Consider the following 15,960-nt stretch of genomic DNA (forward strand, 5'->3'; position numbering starts at 1 on the left):
TCAATACTTCTCCACCAGCACGTCGGTATAAAGCTCGGCCATATCCGGCTCAGGCGATGTTTCGGCAAAGTCTGCCGATTCCGCGACGATCTGGCGAATGCGCTTGTCGATGTCCTTGATCTTGTCCTCAGTCACACCGCGCTTGAGCAGTTCGGCCTTGGCAGCTTCGATCGGATCGTGCTTGTCGCGCATTTCCTGCACTTCTTCGCGGCTGCGATACTTGGCAGGGTCGGACATGGAATGGCCACGATAACGATAGGTGTTCAGTTCCATCAGCACCGGGCCATTGCCCGCGCGGACATATTCCAGCGCCACTTCGGCAGCCTGACGCACTTCCAGCACGTCCATGCCGTTCACGTCCATGCCGGGGATGCGGAATGCCGTGCCGCGACGGTAGAATTCAGTTTCAGCCGAGCCGCGCTTTACCGCGGTGCCCATGGCATAACCGTTGTTTTCGACCACGAAGATGATCGGCAGCTTCCACAGCGCGGCCATGTTGAAGGTTTCATAAACCTGCCCCTGGTTGGCTGCGCCATCGCCGAAATAGGCCATGCACACGCCGCCATCGCCGCGATACTTGTGAGCAAAGGCAAGCCCCGCACCTAACGGCACCTGCGCACCGACGATGCCGTGGCCGCCGTAAAACTTATGCTCGGTGCTGAACATGTGCATCGAACCGCCTTTGCCGCGCGAGATACCTGCGCCACGACCAGTAAGTTCGGCCATGATGACCTTGGGATCGATGCCATAAGCCAGCATGTGGCCATGGTCGCGATAACCGGTAATGACGCTGTCATGCCCTTCCTTGAGGGCCGACTGCAGGCCAACCGCAACGGCTTCCTGACCGATATAGAGGTGGCAGAAGCCGCCGATCAGGCCCAGACCATAAAGCTGGCCGGCCTTTTCTTCAAAGCGGCGGATCAGCACCATCTGTTCGTAGAACTTCATCAGTTCTTCGTCGCTGGCATCGAACCGCTTGTTGTTGGCATGGGCCTGCTGAAGGCTGCGCAGCGCAAAGGCGGCTTCTTCGGCGATCGATGATGCAATCACGGGATCAGATGCAGCAGCCCCGGCGGGCTTTGCAGCCTGTGCGGCAGGGCGCGTGGCAGCAGGTTTTGCGGCAGGTTTGGCGGCACTGGGCCTGACGGACTTGGCCAAGTCTGGGATTCCTTTTCTGGCAGCCTCGCGTTCCGTAACGTCCGGCCCGCGCGGCAAAGCCTATACCCTAGCTTTGCGGCGAAGCAACTTTGTTCGGTGAATACGAACCTTACACGGATACCTATGCAAAATCTGTGAACCGAATGGGTTCATACTTCGCGGCTGCGGGATGATTTGAAACGAAAAAGGCCCGCGCGGGGCGAGCCTTTTGAAAAACGATGTTGGTGGTGCACCCGGAACGATTCGAACGTCCGACCCTCAGATTCGTAGTCTGATGCTCTATCCAGCTGAGCTACGGGTGCCTACCAATTTTAATCCCATGCCCACCCCCAAAAGGAAATGGTGCACCCGGAACGATTCGAACGTCCGACCCTCAGATTCGTAGTCTGATGCTCTATCCAGCTGAGCTACGGGTGCCGGGAGACGCGCCTTTAGAGGGCTGATTCTTCCTTGGCAAGTCATTTCAGCAGCACTTTTATCGCCTCTGCCAAAGGCACATCCAGCGGGGGCATGGGCAGCCCGCCAAGGCCTGCACAATCACACCAGGCGATCTGTGCGCCGTCGCACGACACAGGTTGTCCCTGCCACTGCGTAGCGGTGTAAAGCAGTAGAACGACAGGCCGACCTTTGGACGATATGCCGGATGCGAACGTGAACGCGCAAAAGTGTTCCGGGCTGGCGTATATGGCCAATTCTTCATTCAACTCGCGTGCAAGGGCCTGTTCCGGGGTTTCGCCAGGCTCTACCTTTCCACCAGGAAACTCCCACAGGCCGCCATGCTCCTTGTCTGCCGGACGGCGCTGCATCAGCACTTTGCCGTCTGAAACCAGTCCCGCTGCGACAACCAGCATCGCGTTATGCGCAGGGGCCGTTTGCCCCCCTAACCCGTCTGAAGAATTTATTAGCACCCGGCGCGTATATGCCTTTGCTGCCGAATTGAACAGGATGTGATGGTGAAACCTACTTTGCAGAAGCTGCTGCGTGACCAAACAGCGGTCACGGTTGTCGAGTATGGTTTGCTCATGGCGTTCATTTTTATCGCCATCATGTTCTCGGTCCGTTCGGTCGCTTCAGAAACTGAAGCCATGTGGAGCAGCATTGCCGAAAAGACCCGTGCAGCATTCGGCAGCGATTAACTTCATATTAGGAAATGCTGCGTAGAAACACCAATGTCCGCTGCGAAGTTAAACACAAAGCGGGCCGGGATAGAAGAAGACACACTTACAGGAGACTACCCATGAAGCTTTTCCGTGACCTGTTCGCAAACGAAGACGGCGCCACTGCAATTGAATACGGTCTGATCGCCGCTCTCGTAGCCGTTGCTGCAATTGGCGCGATGACTGCACTTGGCACTTCGCTCGAAGGCAAGTTCACCCAGGTTTCGACTGCAATCGACAGCACGAACTGATCTTCGGTAAAACCGGATTAGTTGGCGGGCGGGAAGAAATTCCCGCCCGCTTTCGTTTGTTCGTAAAGGATTTTAGAAAATTCAGGACGATATGCTGATAAAGTTGCAGCATCACTCAATAAATGACGATCTTCACCTTTTGGCCTGTTATCAGCTTGCTGTCGTTGGTCATGCCATTGAGCACAAGGAAGCGTTGCAGTTGATTATCGGTATAGGCCATGCGTGCAGCCAGACCCTGCAATGTATCTGCCGCCTTGACCGTAACCAGTGAAAGACGACGCGGCTTTACCGCATTTGCCTCAACCGATGTGATGCGGCGAATCGAACGGAACATACCATCAAATTGCGATGCCTGCCCCGACTGGCTGATCGTGACGAAGTGGAAGGCCTGTGCAGGCGCCCATTGGTAGGCAAAAACCACCACATCCACCGGGCTGCCGCCGCTGGTCACGCGCGCCGCACCATAAACTGCCGGTATTCCATTAACCGTGGTGGTCTGCAGCGAATCGGGCTGGACCTGCTGTTCGCTGGAAAGTCCGGCAAAAACAGTTTTCACATAGTCCTGCAGGTTGCCATTGAAGGCGGCAGAGGAAAATTCGCCCTTGCCGCTCTGCCCTGAAATCGAAACGGAGCGCGTTCCGTTCACCAGATAGAACCCGTTCGGCGCCTGAAATGCCAGTTTCAGCGACGGATGAGTGAATTTTGCCCCGTCGACGATGCCCTGTGCCGGGTCATCGCCATATGTCAGGCCGGTAACCCCTGCGAGAAACGTGTCGCGATTGGTTTTTCCGGTGCGACTGCCAGCCTTGGTCAGTGCCGCGCGCACGCGCGATGCCGGGTCAGGGTGCGTGCTGGCCCATTCGGGAACCTGATTCGTCGTGCCCTTGATCTGCGCATCCAACGCATTCTGCCGCGCGAGGCTTTGCAGCACCGACGACATGGCGCGTGGATCATATCCCGCACGCTGCAGATAGGCGATGCCAAGGTTGTCGGCCTCGGTTTCCTGACCGCGCGAATATTTCAGCGTCAAAAGCTGGCTGCCGGTGGAGAATATCTTCTGTCCCACCTGCCCCAGCGCGCCGTTGCCAAGCACGGCACCGGAAATAATCGTGCCCAGCGCACCCAGAATCGAATTGCGCGTGGCCGCGCTTTGCCGCTTTTGTGCATGGCGGGCAGCAACGTGGCCCACTTCATGGCCCAACACACCTGCCAGTTCGGCTTCATTGTTCATCAGCGCGGCAAGTTGGCGGGTGACGTAAACATAACCGCCGGGAATCGCAAAAGCGTTGTTGACCGGCGAGTTTAGCAGCGTAACCGTGAAATCGCTGCGAGCGTTGCTAAGGCCGGATTGCAGCGCGATGGTCTTGCCGACAGATTCGACATACTTGGCTTGCGAGCCGGTCATCGCGCCGCCAAATTCCTGCAAAAGCTGGGGATGCGCTTCGGCACCCTGCTTTTTGTCCGCAATGCTGATCGATTGCACAGCCTGCGCACGCACCCGGCCATTATCCGGTATCACAAATGCCGGAATGGCGGCGGCGGCAACACCTCCTGCAACAAAAAGGCCTATGCGCGCACGACGGCTTGATGGCATCGGAAGCTCCCTGTTTATTTGCGACGGCCAGACATGACGCATTGCGTCCGCCTTCCGAAGAAAGTCGGTTCATCAACCCACTTGTCGCAAATCCGGTTCCCGCGCGCCAGTGGCGCGTGCAATCAGGCGCCGATTCGGAGGAAACGATCCGCGCGCAACAGCCGCAGTTCGTCCGCAGACTTGCCCGACAGCGCGTCAAGTTCCTCGGCAATGGCAGTGCCCAACAGCGCGGTGGCAGCGGCGGGATTGCGGTGTGCGCCACCCACCGGTTCGCGCACGATGCGGTCGATCACACCCAGCACCAGCAGATCCTGCGCGGTCACCTTCATCGCTTCGGCAGCATCAGCCGCCTTTTCAGACGTGCGCCACAGAATCGACGCGCACCCTTCGGGCGAGATGACCGAATAGACCGCGTGTTCGAACATCAACACACGTTCGGCGCTGGCCAGCGCTACTGCGCCGCCCGATCCGCCTTCACCCACAATGGTAGCCACCATCGGCACGCCCAGCGCAAGGCAGGCTTCGGTCGAACGGGCGATGGCTTCGGCCTGTCCGCGTTCTTCCGCTTCGATCCCCGGAAACGCGCCCGACGTATCGACCAGCGTGACCACTGGCAGGCCGAATCGGCTGGCCATTTCCATCAGGCGGATCGCTTTACGATAGCCTTCAGGTTTGCCCATGCCAAAGTTGTGGCGGATCCGGCTTTGCGTGTCGTTGCCCTTTTCATGGCCTATCAGCATGACCCGGCGGTTGCCCAGCTTGGCAAAGCCGCCGATGATCGCCTGATCTTCGCCATACAGCCGATCCCCGCCCAAGGGCATGAAATCGGTAAAGATTGCTTCGACATAGTCCTTGAAGTGCGGGCGCGCGGGGTGGCGCGCAACCTGGGTCTTCTGCCACGGCGTCAGCGCTTTATACGTGCTGGCCAACAGTTCGGCGGACTTCGCTTCAAGCCGACGGATCTCTGAAGTGATGTCGATATCGCCGCCCTGCGCGGTTTCACGCAGTTCGGCAATGCGGGCTTCAAGCGCAGCGACCGGCTTTTCAAATTCCAGATAAGAAATCATGCCATTCCGCTAGGCGCGAGCGCGGATTTGGTCAACTCTTGGCGAGCGGATGACGCTGGTTGACCAGCGCGACAAGACGCGCGGCATCGACATGAGTGTATATCTGGGTGGTGGCGATGTCGGCATGACCCAATAAGGTTTGCAGCACGCGCAGGTCTGCCCCGCCTTCCAGCAAATGTGTGGCAAAGGCGTGGCGCAGGACATGCGGGCTGACCTTTTCGGGATCAAGCCCTGCCCGCAGCGCCAGATCGCGCAGCAATTGAAACAGCCGCACACGCGAAAGGTGGCCGCCGCGTGGTGATGGAAAGACAAAGCGCCCGCCTTTGCCGCGTGCAGCCAGCCAATCGCCCAGCGCCCGGATCGCCCGTGTCGACACTGGCACCATGCGCTGCACCCCACCTTTGCCGGTGATGGTCAGAAACGGCGCATCGCGCGGCACGGCCGCCAGCGGCAGCGACATCAGTTCGGTGGCACGCAGGCCCGACCCGTAAAGCAGTTCCAGCAGGGCCAGCATGCGCAAACCTTCGGGCGTCCGTCCGCGCGCATCCTCCTCAGCCGTTTGGAACAGCGCATCCACCTCGCCATGGCCCAGCAGGCGCGGCAATGACCTGCGCGCGCGGGGCCTTGGCAGCGCTGATGAAGGATCATCGTCGCGCACGCCTTCATCCACCAGAAAGCCGTAAAACTGGCGCAGGGCCGACGCCTTTCGCGCCAGCGATGATGGTGCAAGGTCAGCCCAGACCGCAGACAGGTCGGTCAAATCGTCACGGCTTGCTCCCGCCAGCGCGCCCAGCACACCTGCCGCGCCTACCAGATCACGCCGATAGGCCGCCAGCGTATTTGCTGCGGCCCCGCGCTGTGCTGCCAGCATCGCCAGAAAGTCCTCGACCTCCGGCTCTGCCTTGCCCGCCATGGCGATCAGACGCGAGCCACCGCTTCGGCGGCAATCATCCGCGCTTCGGCATCCAGCCCGACGCGGCGCAGCGCCGAAACGATGTGATAAAGATGCAGTGGCGTCATCCGGTCCCAGCGTTCGCCTTGCATGCCAAATGCAGCCAGCATCGACACCAGAGCCGGATTGCCCGATTGCGCCGCATCGTTGATCGCGCGCGTCCAGCGGGTTTGCCGGTTGAAATCGACATTCAGCTTGCCCGCCATATCGCGCGCGGCGGCCCCATCCACCCGGTCAAGCCCCATCAGGCCTGCCAGAAGGAACTTTGACCGCAGCGAATCTTCGGAATCGTCATCACTGGAAAATGCGCCAAGCCCTTCACTGCCCACCGGATTGGCGCGTCCAGGATTAGCCAGCACCACCAGCCCCCAGCCTTCGCTGCCCACTGGCAGGAAAGGCGCCCATTTCAACGCATTGCGATCAAGTCCTGCGGTCAACATTGATGCGATCAGCGATGGCGCGCTATCGGCTGCCTCTTCGCTGGGCAGCACCCGCGCTGCGGCAAATGACGTCAGCACCAAGCCTGAATAGGCGCGATCAGGATTGCTGCCATCGCCCCACAACGCACGGATTGCGTCCAGTCGTGCCGCAGCTTCGGGCGCGACATATGCGGTGCGCAGCGTTTCAGCGCGCTGCATCCATTCATCCGGCCCGTTCGATGTGCCATCTGCCCCGCGCAAAGCATAAAGCTGGCTGTACAGATCGACCATGGCGCTGGCTGAAAGCAGCCCCCGGCCCGCTGCAACATCTGCCGCGGCTGCCCGCGATTCCAGCGGTAACATGGGCGCGCGTGACGCCAGCAAAGCATAACTCGCACCTGCCTTTGTTCGCAGCGTTTGCGGCGGCTCAAGCCCGGTCGCAAAAGACATGCCGATGCTCCATGGCGTCAGCGTATCAACATCGTCCCATTCAATCTTTACCGCGCGGCGTGTGTTGGTAGCCGCGCCTGCAAATTTCTGCGCCAGCAAGATGTCGACTTTGCTGCCGGTGCCACGCCGTAGGGCACGGTCGAGCTGGGCCATGGCCGATGAACCCTGATCGGAAAAGGCCGAACAGATAGCGCGCGAAAGCTCCCAGTCCCAACCCGGACGGCTTGCTGCAGTCAGTGCGGTGATAGGGCACAAGCCCACCGGATCAGCCGTGGCAAGGAAGCTGGCCATCGCGGCATCTTCCAGCTTGGGCGTAAAATTGCCGCTGTCGACAGATTGCACCACCGCCCGCGCGGCATCAGCTTCGCCCATGCGCAGCAGCAATTGCGCGCGGATGGCAGCCCAGTCTGCGCCTTTCATGCCAACCGGTGTTGCCAGGCGGCTGACCAGCGCCCGCCGCGCAAGAATATGGCCCCAGCGCGATACGAATCGACCACGGTTTTTGCCGATCACCCCATCAACGAACGCTCCGTTGAGATAGTGCGTCGAACCAACCGGAAAACCGCCGTCGCTTTCAGCCATAACCCCGACAATATCGGTGCTGCGCTGGCCAGCAGGCGGAATGTCGAATTTGGGATGGGCGGATTGGATAAGTTTTTCCAGCAAGGCAGGATCAAGCGAATCAAGCAGCGCCTGATCGCTGATACCCCCACCGCCCGTTGCCACTGGGCCAACGCCTGACGGCAGAGGCTGAACCACCGGGGATGCCGTGGCACTGGGCGTTGGAGGTGTAGAAACGGTGGCCGATGCACTGCGCGATGGTGCTGGTGCAGGCGATGCCGAACGCTGCGCCGCAGTTGTCGGGCGGGATGCGGCAGGTCGTGCAGGCGCATTATCGAAACCAGGCGGCAGCAGCGATTCCTGCGCCACCAGTGTTCCCGAAACGCACGCCAGCACTGCAACGCCAGCCAGCAGAACTTGTCTTGCTCGGATCATCGAGCGGCCTCGGTCCGTCCTGACGGCACGCTTACCGGCTGTTCGATCCACTGCATCGGCTGCGTCCCACCCTTGATCCAAGCCACTACAAGAATTGCAGCCAGCATACCCACGCCAACCACGGCAATTTTCTTCATCACGCGCATCCGGTCCCCGGAACAGTGCGACCGCCAAGAAGCGATACTTGCAACCGGCACTAGCGCAAGTATAGGCGGCGCGGCAATGGAACAAGACGCCACCCTTCTTAACCTGACCGAAATCGGCCGCATCGCACGGCGGATCGACCGTCCTTTGGTGCTGGTGGGGATGATGGGCGTGGGTAAGACCACGGTAGGTCGCAAGCTTTCATCGATGCTCCACCTACCCTTTGTCGATGCGGATGAAGAGATCGAACGGGCGGCGCACATGCCCATCCCAGAAATCTTTGCTACATATGGTGAACCCTATTTCCGTGATGGCGAACGCCGGGTGATCGCACGGCTGATTGGCCGGGGGCACTTTGTCGACCGCAAGGTCTTGTCCACCGGCGGAGGCGCATTTTGCGATCCGGCCACCCGCGCGTTGATCCTGCATGACGCCATCGCAGTGTGGCTCGACAGCGATGTTGATACATTGGTCGAACGGGTCGGCCGCAAAAACAACCGGCCTTTGCTGAAAGACGGCAATCCGCGCGAAATTCTGGCCCGTCTGAAGGCTGAACGTGAACCGTTCTATTCTCAGGCCCCAATCAAGATTATCAGCGGCGCACAACCTCATCAGGTTACCGCCTGCAAGATTCTGAAGGCAATTGACGAATGGCTGTAATCCCCGTTGCCATCGCTGGCGCGCCCTATGATGTGCGGATCGAAGCCGGGCTGCTGGCTTGTGCGGGCGAACATTGCCGCCCGTTCCTGCAAAAAGACCGGGTTGCCGTCATCACTGACGAAAACGTCGCGGACCAGTGGCGCGCCACGGTCGGCGCTTCGTTCGATGCAGCGGGCATCAAAGCCGAATGGCTGGTGCTGCCTGCGGGCGAAAGCACCAAGAGCTGGGACCATCTTGCCAGCGTGGTCGACTGGCTGTTGGCGTGCGAAGTGGAACGCAAGGACCGCATCGTCGCGCTGGGCGGTGGGGTGATTGGTGACCTTACCGGCTTTGCCGCGGCTATCGTGAAGCGCGGCTGCGGCTTCATACAGATTCCTACCACGCTGCTGGCTCAGGTCGATTCCAGTGTCGGCGGCAAAACCGCGATCAACACGCCAGCGGGCAAGAACCTTGTTGGCGCGTTCCATCAGCCCGCGTTGGTGCTGGCCGATCCGCTGGCGCTCGATACCCTGCCCTTGCGCGATGTGCGTGCAGGCTATGCAGAAGTGGTCAAATATGGCCTGATCGATGACGCGCCCTTTTTCGAATGGTGCGAAGCCCATGGACACGCGCTGCTGGCGGGCGATCAAGCCCTGCGCGAAACCGCGATTGCCAAAAGCGTTGCGGCCAAGGCGCGGATTGTGGCGGCAGATGAAAAGGAAACGGCGGGCGTGCGCGCTCTGCTTAACCTTGGGCACACCTTCGGTCACGCGCTGGAAGCGGAAACCGGCTTTTCCGACCGGCTGCTGCATGGTGAAGGCGTGGCCCTTGGCATGGTGCTCGCCGCGCGCTTTTCAGCCGCGCAAGGGTTGATGACTGCGCAGGATGCCGAACGTATCGCCGCCCATATCCGCGGCGTAGGCCTTCCGGCTACCTTAGGCGCGCTTGGCATGGATTGCGACGGGCGCAAGCTGGCCGGTCACATGCTGCACGATAAAAAGATGGACGCGGGCACTTTGCCCTTCCTGCTTATGCGCGGCATCGGACAGACATTCCTTGCCAAGAATGTCGACCTGAACGATGTAGCCGCATTCCTTGACCGGGAACTGGCGCGCGCCTGAACGCGCGCCTTTTCGCCATTATTTCCCGGTAAAGGCGGGCTTCCGCTTTTCAAGGAAAGCCTTTGCGCCTTCGCCCGCGTCGGCGCTGTCACCGGCTGCCCACTGGCCTTCGGCTTCAATCAGCAGCGCGCTCGCATAATCGGCCTCAAGCGCTTTTGCCAAATTCTGGCGCATCGTGCCCAGCGCGACCGTTGGCCCTGCGGCAAGACGTGTCGCCAGCGCCATGGCTTCGTCCATCAGCACTGCGTCATCCACCGCCTTATAAATCAGGCCCCAGTTTTCAGCCTTTTCCGCGCCGATCTTTTCACCCAACATCATCATTTCGGTGGCGCGGGCCTTGCCCACAAGGCGCGTCAGCATCCACGATGCGCCGCCGTCGGGCACAAGGCCGATATTGACGAAAGCCTGCAAGAAATAGGCGCTACGTGATGCAAAAACGAAATCGCCTGCTAGCGCGATGGAGCAACCGACGCCCGCCGCCGGGCCATTCACCGCCGTCACCACCGGCACCGACAGCCGCGAAAGTGCCAGCATCAGCGGGTTATAGGACTGGGTAAGCGCCGTGTAAGCACCGCGACCGCCCGCAATCGAGCGTTCACCGCGCGCAGCCAGATCTGCGCCCGAACAGAATGCGCGGCCTTGCCCAGTAATCAGCACCGCGCGCGCGCCGTCCAGATCGTTCACCGCATTGGCTAGTTCGATGGCCATGTTTGGCGGGCAAGCATTGAGGCGTTCAGGGCGGTTGAGCGTGATCTTCAAAACATCGCCAACACGTTCAACCAGAATGGTTTCGTAATCCATCGCCTAAACCTCTCCTTCAAAGCCGCATTCGCGCGTCGCTCGGCATCAGCATGGCCGCATTATTGACGCAAATCCACAACATTTTAATCGAACGATTAACATCTGCCATCTTGCTGATATGAAACGCCCCGCGCTGCTATGGCAACGCGGGGCGAAAAACTATTCGCAGTTTGAACAGGCAAATCAAATCAATACGCATGGGCCTGGGCAAAGGCCGCCGCCGCGCCGAACAGGCCCGGTTGCGGATGGGTAATCAGCTTGACCGGGATCGCTCCCATCAGGTTTTCAAACCGCCCCTTGGCGCGGAACCTGTCAGCAAAGCCTGAACGGACCAGCGTGTCCTTGATCCGCAGGCCCAGCCCGCCTGCCATGACCACGGCGGTCGCGCCATGTGCCAGTGCCAAATCGCCTGCAACACTCCCCAGCGACAGGCAAAAACGATCAACAGCAGCCGCGGCAAGACTGTCTTCGCCCGAAGTGCCAAGCTGCCACAGCTCGCGGTCGGTGCGCGGGGTAAACGGGCGATGGTTCAGGTGGGCCAGCGCTTCATAGATATCGACGATGCCCGGCCCAGCCACTACACGTTCCACCGACACGCGGCGGTGACGTTTGCGCAGGCCTGCTAGAATCGCGTCCTCAATCGCGTCGAGCGGGGCATAATCGATATGCCCGCCTTCAGTCGGCTGCACATGATAGCCGCCGCCGTGACGCCACAATTGCGCCACGCCCAGTCCGGTGCCGGGGCCGACAACACTGACCACGCCGTTTTCAGGCAGCGCTTCGTCCGGTCCGGACAGGTGGATAAAATGATCGTCATCGGCCTGTGCCACAGCATGGGCGACAGCGGCGAAATCGTTGACCACGACGTAATCGGTCGCGCCCAGCTTTTCAGGGATCAGCGCAGGGCGGATGATCCACGGATTGTTGGTGAACTTGATAACCTCGCCGCCAACAGGCCCGGCCACGGCAATCGCCGCTGCCGATGGCAGGGGAGCGCCCACTGTCCGTCCGAACTCTTCCCACGCCAGTTGGAAAGAGCCGTGTTCAGCGGTCTTCAGCGTCACTTCCTTGCCGAGCGAGATCACGCGCCCTTCGGCCACTTCGGCAATGGCGAAGCGGGCGTGCGTTCCGCCAATATCCACCGCAACTACTTGCATCGAATCCCCCAACGCAGACCCGTTCAGCCGGGCCTCATCGTTACAGCCCTGCTGCCGCCAGCATTGCCGAACCGCCACGCTCTGCCGGGTCGGAATGCTGCCGCATAAGTGCGAACAGTTCCCGCCCTACTCCGACAGCGCTGTCCGACGCAATGGCTTCCTCACGCGCAGCCCATTCTGCAGCGTCCACCAGCGCTTCCAGCGCGCCGGATTCTGCGCAAACGCGCACCACATCGCCATCACGCAGTTTGGCCAGCGGCCCACCCAGCTTGGCTTCGGGGGAAACGTGAATCGCGGCAGGCACCTTGCCTGAAGCACCCGACATGCGCCCATCGGTAACCAGCGCCACCTTGAAGCCCCGGTCCTGCAACACGCCCAGCGGCGGCGTCAGTTTGTGCAATTCGGGCATCCCGTTCGCGCCCGGTCCCTGAAACCGCACGACCACCACCACGTCGCGCTCCAGCTCACCTGCCTTGAACGCTGCCAGCACATCGTTCTGCGCTTCGAACACCCGGCACGGTGCCTCAATTGTCCAGCGCGACGGATCGACGGCACTGACCTTGATCGTGCCCCGCCCCAGATTGCCTTTCAGCAGGCGGAAACCGCCCTCTGCCTGAAACGGCGCGGACACCGGCCGCAGCATCGCATCGTCGCCCGAAACTTCCGGCGCAGGCTGCCACGTCAGTGTATCGCCATCCATTACCGGCTGCTGCGCACCTTCGGCCAGCGAAGCGCCATAGACAGTGCGGATATCTGCATGGGCAAGACCCGAACCGATCAGTTCGCGAATGACATAGGGCATCCCGCCCGCCGACGCGAAGTAGTTCACGTCGCCCGCGCCATTGGGATAGACGCTGGCGATCAGCGGCACCACGCGCGACAGTTCGTCCATGTCGTCCCAGTCGATCTGCACGCCGGCCGCGCGCGCAATGGCGGGCAGATGGATCACATGATTGGTCGATCCGCCCGTTGCCAGCAGGCCGACGATGGCGTTGACGATGGCCTTTTCATCCACGCACTGGCCCAGCGGGCGATAATCGTCGCCATCCCAACCGATCTGCGCGATGCGGTGCGTTGCCGCGCGGGTCAGTTCCTGGCGAATCTTGGTGCCGGGCAGAACAAAGCTGGAGCCGGGCATGTGCAGCCCCATCATCTCCATCATCATCTGGTTCGAATTGGCCGTGCCGTAAAACGTGCAGGTGCCCGCTGAATGATAGCTGGCGCTTTCGCTTTCCAGCAGTTCGTCACGTCCCACCTTGCCCTCGGCATAAAGCTGGCGGATGCGCACCTTTTCCTTGTTGGCAAGGCCGGTTGGCATCGGGCCTGCGGGCACAAGGATGATCGGCAGATGGCCAAAGCGCAACGATCCGATCAGCAGCCCCGGCACGATCTTGTCGCAGATGCCCAGTAGCAGCGCGCCTTCGAACATCGCGTGAGAAAGGCCCACCGTTGCCGCCATGGCGATCACGTCGCGGCTGAACAGCGACAGTTCCATCGAATCCTGCCCCTGCGTCACGCCGTCGCACATGGCCGGAACACCGCCCGCGACTTGTGCCGTCGCACCCACTTCGCGGGCGAAGATCTTGATCTGTTCGGGATAGCGGCCATAGGGCTGATGCGCCGACAGCATATCGTTATAGGCGGTGATGATGCCGATGTTCATCGCCTTGCCAGCCCGGATCACGCCCTTGTCCTCACCCGAAGCGGCAAAGCCGTGGGCAAGGTTCCCGCACGAAAGCTGGGGCCGGTTAAGCCCGTTGTCCTTCGCCCGCGCGATCATGTCGAGATAGGCGGCGCGGGTCTTGGCAGACCGTTCGATAATGCGCTGCGTAACGCGCGCGACAACAGGGTTCAGGGCCATCATTCGCTCCAGTAAATCGTGACCGGCGGACCATAGCCGCACAGAAAATCGGCAACGGGGTAGCTGTCGTCACCCGCCAGCACCTGTTCCAGCAGCGCCTTCTTCGACGCGCCGGTGACGACGAGGATAATCTCCTTGGCCGCCTTCAACGCCTTGCGATTCAAGGTCAGCCGGTCAAACGGCGCTTCTGGCGGCAGCGGTATCGGCGTTGTCGCAATCACCGTCGGGCCGGGCCGGACCAGCGCGTTCATGTGCGGGAACAGCGATGCAACGTGGCCATCTTCACCCATGCCCAGCCACACCAGATCAAAAGGCGCAACCGCAGCACCTTCCTCAAGCCGTTCAAACTTCGCGCCCGATGCCCCCAGCGCGCCGTGAATCTTGCCGAAATTGCTAGCTGGATGATCGTCCGCCACGCGCCGGTCATCGGTCAGGCCAATGGTCACGCTCGCCCAGTCCAGCGGCTGATCCTTCAACAGCGCCAGCACTTTGATAGGCGTTGACCCACCCGTAAACGCTATGCGCTTGTCACCGCTGGCAGACACCACGCGCGCGATATGATCGGCCACCGCCGCCGCATCGCCGGGATCGGCCCAGCTTACGACAACGGGAGAAAGGTCAGTCATTCCAGCTTCTCCCATCGCGCTCGGTCAGCGCGATACCAGCATTCGGCCCCCAGCTTCCGGCGGCATAAGGCTTGGCTTCCATGTCATTGTCGGCCCAGGCTTTGCGGATACCATCCACCCAGCGCCACTGCGCCTCAACCTCGTCACGGCGCACGAACAGGGTCTGTTCGCTTTCGATCAGGTCCAGCAGCAGGCGTTCATAGGCAATGCGGCGGCGCGCCTTGGCAAAGGCAGTGGTCAGCGACAGGTCAAGGTTGACTTCGCGTAGCACGATGCCGCCACGGTCCAGCCCCGGCTCCTTGGCCATGACCTGCAAGCGCACGTATTCTTCGGGCTGAAGGCGGATCACCAGACGATTCGCGCGCAGCTTTCCGCCACGCTCGGCAAAGACGTTGTGCGGAACCTGCTTGAATTCCACCACAATCTCGCTGCGGCGTTCGGCCATGCGCTTGCCTGTGCGCAGGTAGAACGGAACCCCGGTCCAGCGCCAGTTGTCGACATGGGCTTTGATCGCCACGAATGTCTCGGTGTCCGAAGCCGCTCCCAGATCGTCCTGATAACCGCTGACCGAAGCGCCCTTCACCGCGCCTGTGCGATACTGTCCGCGCACCATTTCGTCCGCCCTCACCGGGCGCAGCGCACGCAATACCTTGACCTTTTCATCACGGATTGACGTGGCATCAAGGCTGGCAGGCGGTTCCATCGCGGTCAGCGCCAGCAATTGCAGCATGTGGTTCTGCACCATATCGCGCAACGCGCCAGTGTCGTCGTAAAAGCCCTTGCGGCCTTCCAGACCCACGGTTTCGCTAACCGTGATCTGCACATGGTCAATGCCGCCGGAATTCCACAGCGGTTCGAACATCATGTTGGCAAAGCGCAAGGCCATCAGGTTCTGCACCGTCTCCTTGCCAAGGTAATGATCGATGCGGAAAATCTGTTCCTCGGCAAAGGCTGCGGCCACCGCATCGTTGATGCGGGTGGACGACGCCAGATCATTGCCCAGCGGCTTTTCCAGACCGATGCGCACGTTGCCATGCGCAAGGCCCGCGCGGCGCAATCCTTCGATTGTCGGTTCAAAAAGGAACGGCGCAGTGGACAGGAATATAGACAACCCGCACGACGTATCGCCCAGCTTCTTGGCCAGATCGCCAAAGCCATCGATGTTCGATGCGTCCAGCGTCTGATATTCAAGCCGTTCAAGAAAGCTGGCCAGCTTCACTTCATCTTTGCGGTCTTCAGGCAGAAATTCGGCCAGCGCCTCACGCGCGAAGTCGCGGAAACCGGCATCGTCCAGATCAGATCGTGCCGTACCGACGATGCGCAGATCCGGGCGGATCAGTTCATCTTCATGCAGTGCATAAAGCGATGGCAGCAGCATCCGGCGCGAAAGGTCGCCGGTGGCGCCGAACAGCAGCAGGGCCGAACAGCTTGACTCGATCATCGGCGAAATCTCCCTCTGGCAAATGCGGCCGGGCGGCTATCCGTGCAGCACTTGCCTGTCGGGACCGCCCTAGACCCTAATCTTCGACCTGTTCAGAGCGCATAAGTATGCAGGATAGCTATGCAC

16 protein-coding genes and 2 tRNA genes are annotated in these 15,960 nt (G+C 60.8%); 4 read left to right on the forward strand and 14 right to left on the reverse strand.

The annotated features are described in order from the left end of the window. The 4 genes from pdhA to OVA07_RS12205 all read right to left on the reverse strand — a co-directional run bounded on the left by pdhA (position 1) and on the right by OVA07_RS12205 (position 2,009). Positions 1-1,158, reverse strand: coding sequence for a pyruvate dehydrogenase (acetyl-transferring) E1 component subunit alpha (pdhA, locus tag OVA07_RS12190; protein ID WP_442789650.1), 1,158 nt, complete (start codon positions 1,156-1,158; stop codon positions 1-3). Between the two features lie 225 nt (positions 1,159-1,383). Beyond that, positions 1,384-1,460: transfer RNA gene (locus OVA07_RS12195), tRNA-Arg, on the reverse strand. Positions 1,461-1,498: 38 nt separating this feature from the next. After that, positions 1,499-1,575 (reverse strand) — tRNA-Arg (locus OVA07_RS12200). 41 nt (positions 1,576-1,616) lie between these two features. After that, positions 1,617-2,009: a (deoxy)nucleoside triphosphate pyrophosphohydrolase gene (locus OVA07_RS12205; protein WP_268171692.1), complete on the reverse strand. Its 393-nt coding sequence runs from the start codon at positions 2,007-2,009 to the stop codon at positions 1,617-1,619. 99 nt (positions 2,010-2,108) lie between these two features. On the opposite strand from OVA07_RS12205, the gene OVA07_RS12210 reads away from it, so the two are divergent. Continuing rightward, positions 2,109-2,294: a Flp family type IVb pilin gene (locus OVA07_RS12210; RefSeq protein ID WP_268171693.1), complete on the forward strand. Its 186-nt coding sequence runs from the start codon at positions 2,109-2,111 to the stop codon at positions 2,292-2,294. A gap of 101 nt (positions 2,295-2,395) precedes the next feature. Continuing rightward, positions 2,396-2,566 (forward strand): Flp family type IVb pilin, encoded by a 171-nt coding sequence (locus OVA07_RS12215; protein ID WP_268171694.1) that lies wholly within the window; start codon positions 2,396-2,398, stop codon positions 2,564-2,566. 115 nt (positions 2,567-2,681) lie between these two features. Here OVA07_RS12215 and OVA07_RS12220 read toward each other — a convergent pair whose 3' ends face one another. The 5 genes from OVA07_RS12220 to OVA07_RS12240 form a co-directional block, all read right to left on the reverse strand. Beyond that, positions 2,682-4,160, reverse strand: coding sequence for a M48 family metalloprotease (locus tag OVA07_RS12220; RefSeq protein ID WP_268171695.1), 1,479 nt, complete (start codon positions 4,158-4,160; stop codon positions 2,682-2,684). A gap of 122 nt (positions 4,161-4,282) precedes the next feature. Next, entirely contained in the window at positions 4,283-5,227 is a 945-nt protein-coding gene (locus OVA07_RS12225; protein WP_268171696.1) for an acetyl-CoA carboxylase carboxyltransferase subunit alpha, read from the reverse strand. A gap of 31 nt (positions 5,228-5,258) precedes the next feature. Further along, positions 5,259-6,140, reverse strand: coding sequence for a tyrosine recombinase (locus OVA07_RS12230; RefSeq protein WP_268171697.1), 882 nt, complete (start codon positions 6,138-6,140; stop codon positions 5,259-5,261). Positions 6,141-6,145: 5 nt separating this feature from the next. Next, complete coding sequence (locus tag OVA07_RS12235) at positions 6,146-8,044, reverse strand: hypothetical protein (RefSeq protein ID WP_268171698.1); 1,899 nt, start codon at positions 8,042-8,044, stop codon at positions 6,146-6,148. Next, positions 8,041-8,181, reverse strand: coding sequence for a hypothetical protein (locus OVA07_RS12240; RefSeq protein ID WP_268171699.1), 141 nt, complete (start codon positions 8,179-8,181; stop codon positions 8,041-8,043). Before OVA07_RS12240 ends, OVA07_RS12235 begins: the two co-directional genes overlap by 4 nt. Before the next feature lie 85 nt (positions 8,182-8,266). On the opposite strand from OVA07_RS12240, the gene OVA07_RS12245 reads away from it, so the two are divergent. Together OVA07_RS12245 and aroB are read left to right on the forward strand one after the other, a co-directional pair. Beyond that, complete coding sequence (locus OVA07_RS12245) at positions 8,267-8,848, forward strand: shikimate kinase (protein WP_268171700.1); 582 nt, start codon at positions 8,267-8,269, stop codon at positions 8,846-8,848. Then, positions 8,839-9,948 (forward strand): 3-dehydroquinate synthase, encoded by a 1,110-nt coding sequence (gene aroB, locus OVA07_RS12250; RefSeq protein WP_268171701.1) that lies wholly within the window; start codon positions 8,839-8,841, stop codon positions 9,946-9,948. The genes OVA07_RS12245 and aroB overlap by 10 nt, the downstream gene beginning before the upstream one ends. Positions 9,949-9,966: 18 nt before the next feature. On the opposite strand, the gene OVA07_RS12255 is transcribed toward aroB, so the two are convergent. The 5 genes from OVA07_RS12255 to zwf all read right to left on the reverse strand — a co-directional run bounded on the left by OVA07_RS12255 (position 9,967) and on the right by zwf (position 15,834). Beyond that, complete coding sequence (locus tag OVA07_RS12255) at positions 9,967-10,749, reverse strand: enoyl-CoA hydratase-related protein (protein WP_268171703.1); 783 nt, start codon at positions 10,747-10,749, stop codon at positions 9,967-9,969. Between the two features lie 188 nt (positions 10,750-10,937). Beyond that, a complete protein-coding gene (locus OVA07_RS12260) occupies positions 10,938-11,906 on the reverse strand; it encodes a glucokinase (RefSeq protein ID WP_268171704.1) in 969 nt (322 codons plus the stop codon). Positions 11,907-11,946: 40 nt separating this feature from the next. Then, the gene (edd, locus tag OVA07_RS12265; protein ID WP_268171705.1) at positions 11,947-13,770 is read right to left on the reverse strand and encodes a phosphogluconate dehydratase; all 1,824 of its coding nucleotides are present in this window, start codon (positions 13,768-13,770) and stop codon (positions 11,947-11,949) included. Continuing rightward, positions 13,767-14,393 (reverse strand): 6-phosphogluconolactonase, encoded by a 627-nt coding sequence (locus tag OVA07_RS12270; RefSeq protein ID WP_268171706.1) that lies wholly within the window; start codon positions 14,391-14,393, stop codon positions 13,767-13,769. Before OVA07_RS12270 ends, edd begins: the two co-directional genes overlap by 4 nt. Then, positions 14,386-15,834, reverse strand: coding sequence for a glucose-6-phosphate dehydrogenase (gene zwf, locus OVA07_RS12275; protein WP_268171707.1), 1,449 nt, complete (start codon positions 15,832-15,834; stop codon positions 14,386-14,388). Before zwf ends, OVA07_RS12270 begins: the two co-directional genes overlap by 8 nt. Positions 15,835-15,960 lie beyond the last annotated feature (126 nt).

Origin of the sequence: Novosphingobium sp. SL115 (genome assembly GCF_026672515.1) — a bacterium.
Classification (GTDB): domain Bacteria; phylum Pseudomonadota; class Alphaproteobacteria; order Sphingomonadales; family Sphingomonadaceae; genus Novosphingobium.

Coding starts and splice junctions, on each gene's coding strand:
- OVA07_RS12210 (WP_268171693.1), top strand. CDS start 2,109: ATGGTGAAACCTACTTTGCAGAAGCTGCTGCGTGACCAAACAGCGGTC.
- OVA07_RS12225 (WP_268171696.1), bottom strand. CDS start 5,227: ATGATTTCTTATCTGGAATTTGAAAAGCCGGTCGCTGCGCTTGAAGCC.
- zwf (WP_268171707.1), bottom strand. CDS start 15,834: ATGATCGAGTCAAGCTGTTCGGCCCTGCTGCTGTTCGGCGCCACCGGC.
- edd (WP_268171705.1), bottom strand. CDS start 13,770: ATGATGGCCCTGAACCCTGTTGTCGCGCGCGTTACGCAGCGCATTATC.
- OVA07_RS12220 (WP_268171695.1), bottom strand. CDS start 4,160: ATGCCATCAAGCCGTCGTGCGCGCATAGGCCTTTTTGTTGCAGGAGGT.
- OVA07_RS12260 (WP_268171704.1), bottom strand. CDS start 11,906: ATGCAAGTAGTTGCGGTGGATATTGGCGGAACGCACGCCCGCTTCGCC.
- OVA07_RS12235 (WP_268171698.1), bottom strand. CDS start 8,044: ATGATCCGAGCAAGACAAGTTCTGCTGGCTGGCGTTGCAGTGCTGGCG.
- OVA07_RS12215 (WP_268171694.1), top strand. CDS start 2,396: ATGAAGCTTTTCCGTGACCTGTTCGCAAACGAAGACGGCGCCACTGCA.
- OVA07_RS12255 (WP_268171703.1), bottom strand. CDS start 10,749: ATGGATTACGAAACCATTCTGGTTGAACGTGTTGGCGATGTTTTGAAG.
- OVA07_RS12245 (WP_268171700.1), top strand. CDS start 8,267: ATGGAACAAGACGCCACCCTTCTTAACCTGACCGAAATCGGCCGCATC.
- OVA07_RS12240 (WP_268171699.1), bottom strand. CDS start 8,181: ATGAAGAAAATTGCCGTGGTTGGCGTGGGTATGCTGGCTGCAATTCTT.
- OVA07_RS12230 (WP_268171697.1), bottom strand. CDS start 6,140: ATGGCGGGCAAGGCAGAGCCGGAGGTCGAGGACTTTCTGGCGATGCTG.
- OVA07_RS12270 (WP_268171706.1), bottom strand. CDS start 14,393: ATGACTGACCTTTCTCCCGTTGTCGTAAGCTGGGCCGATCCCGGCGAT.
- aroB (WP_268171701.1), top strand. CDS start 8,839: ATGGCTGTAATCCCCGTTGCCATCGCTGGCGCGCCCTATGATGTGCGG.
- OVA07_RS12205 (WP_268171692.1), bottom strand. CDS start 2,009: ATGCTGGTTGTCGCAGCGGGACTGGTTTCAGACGGCAAAGTGCTGATG.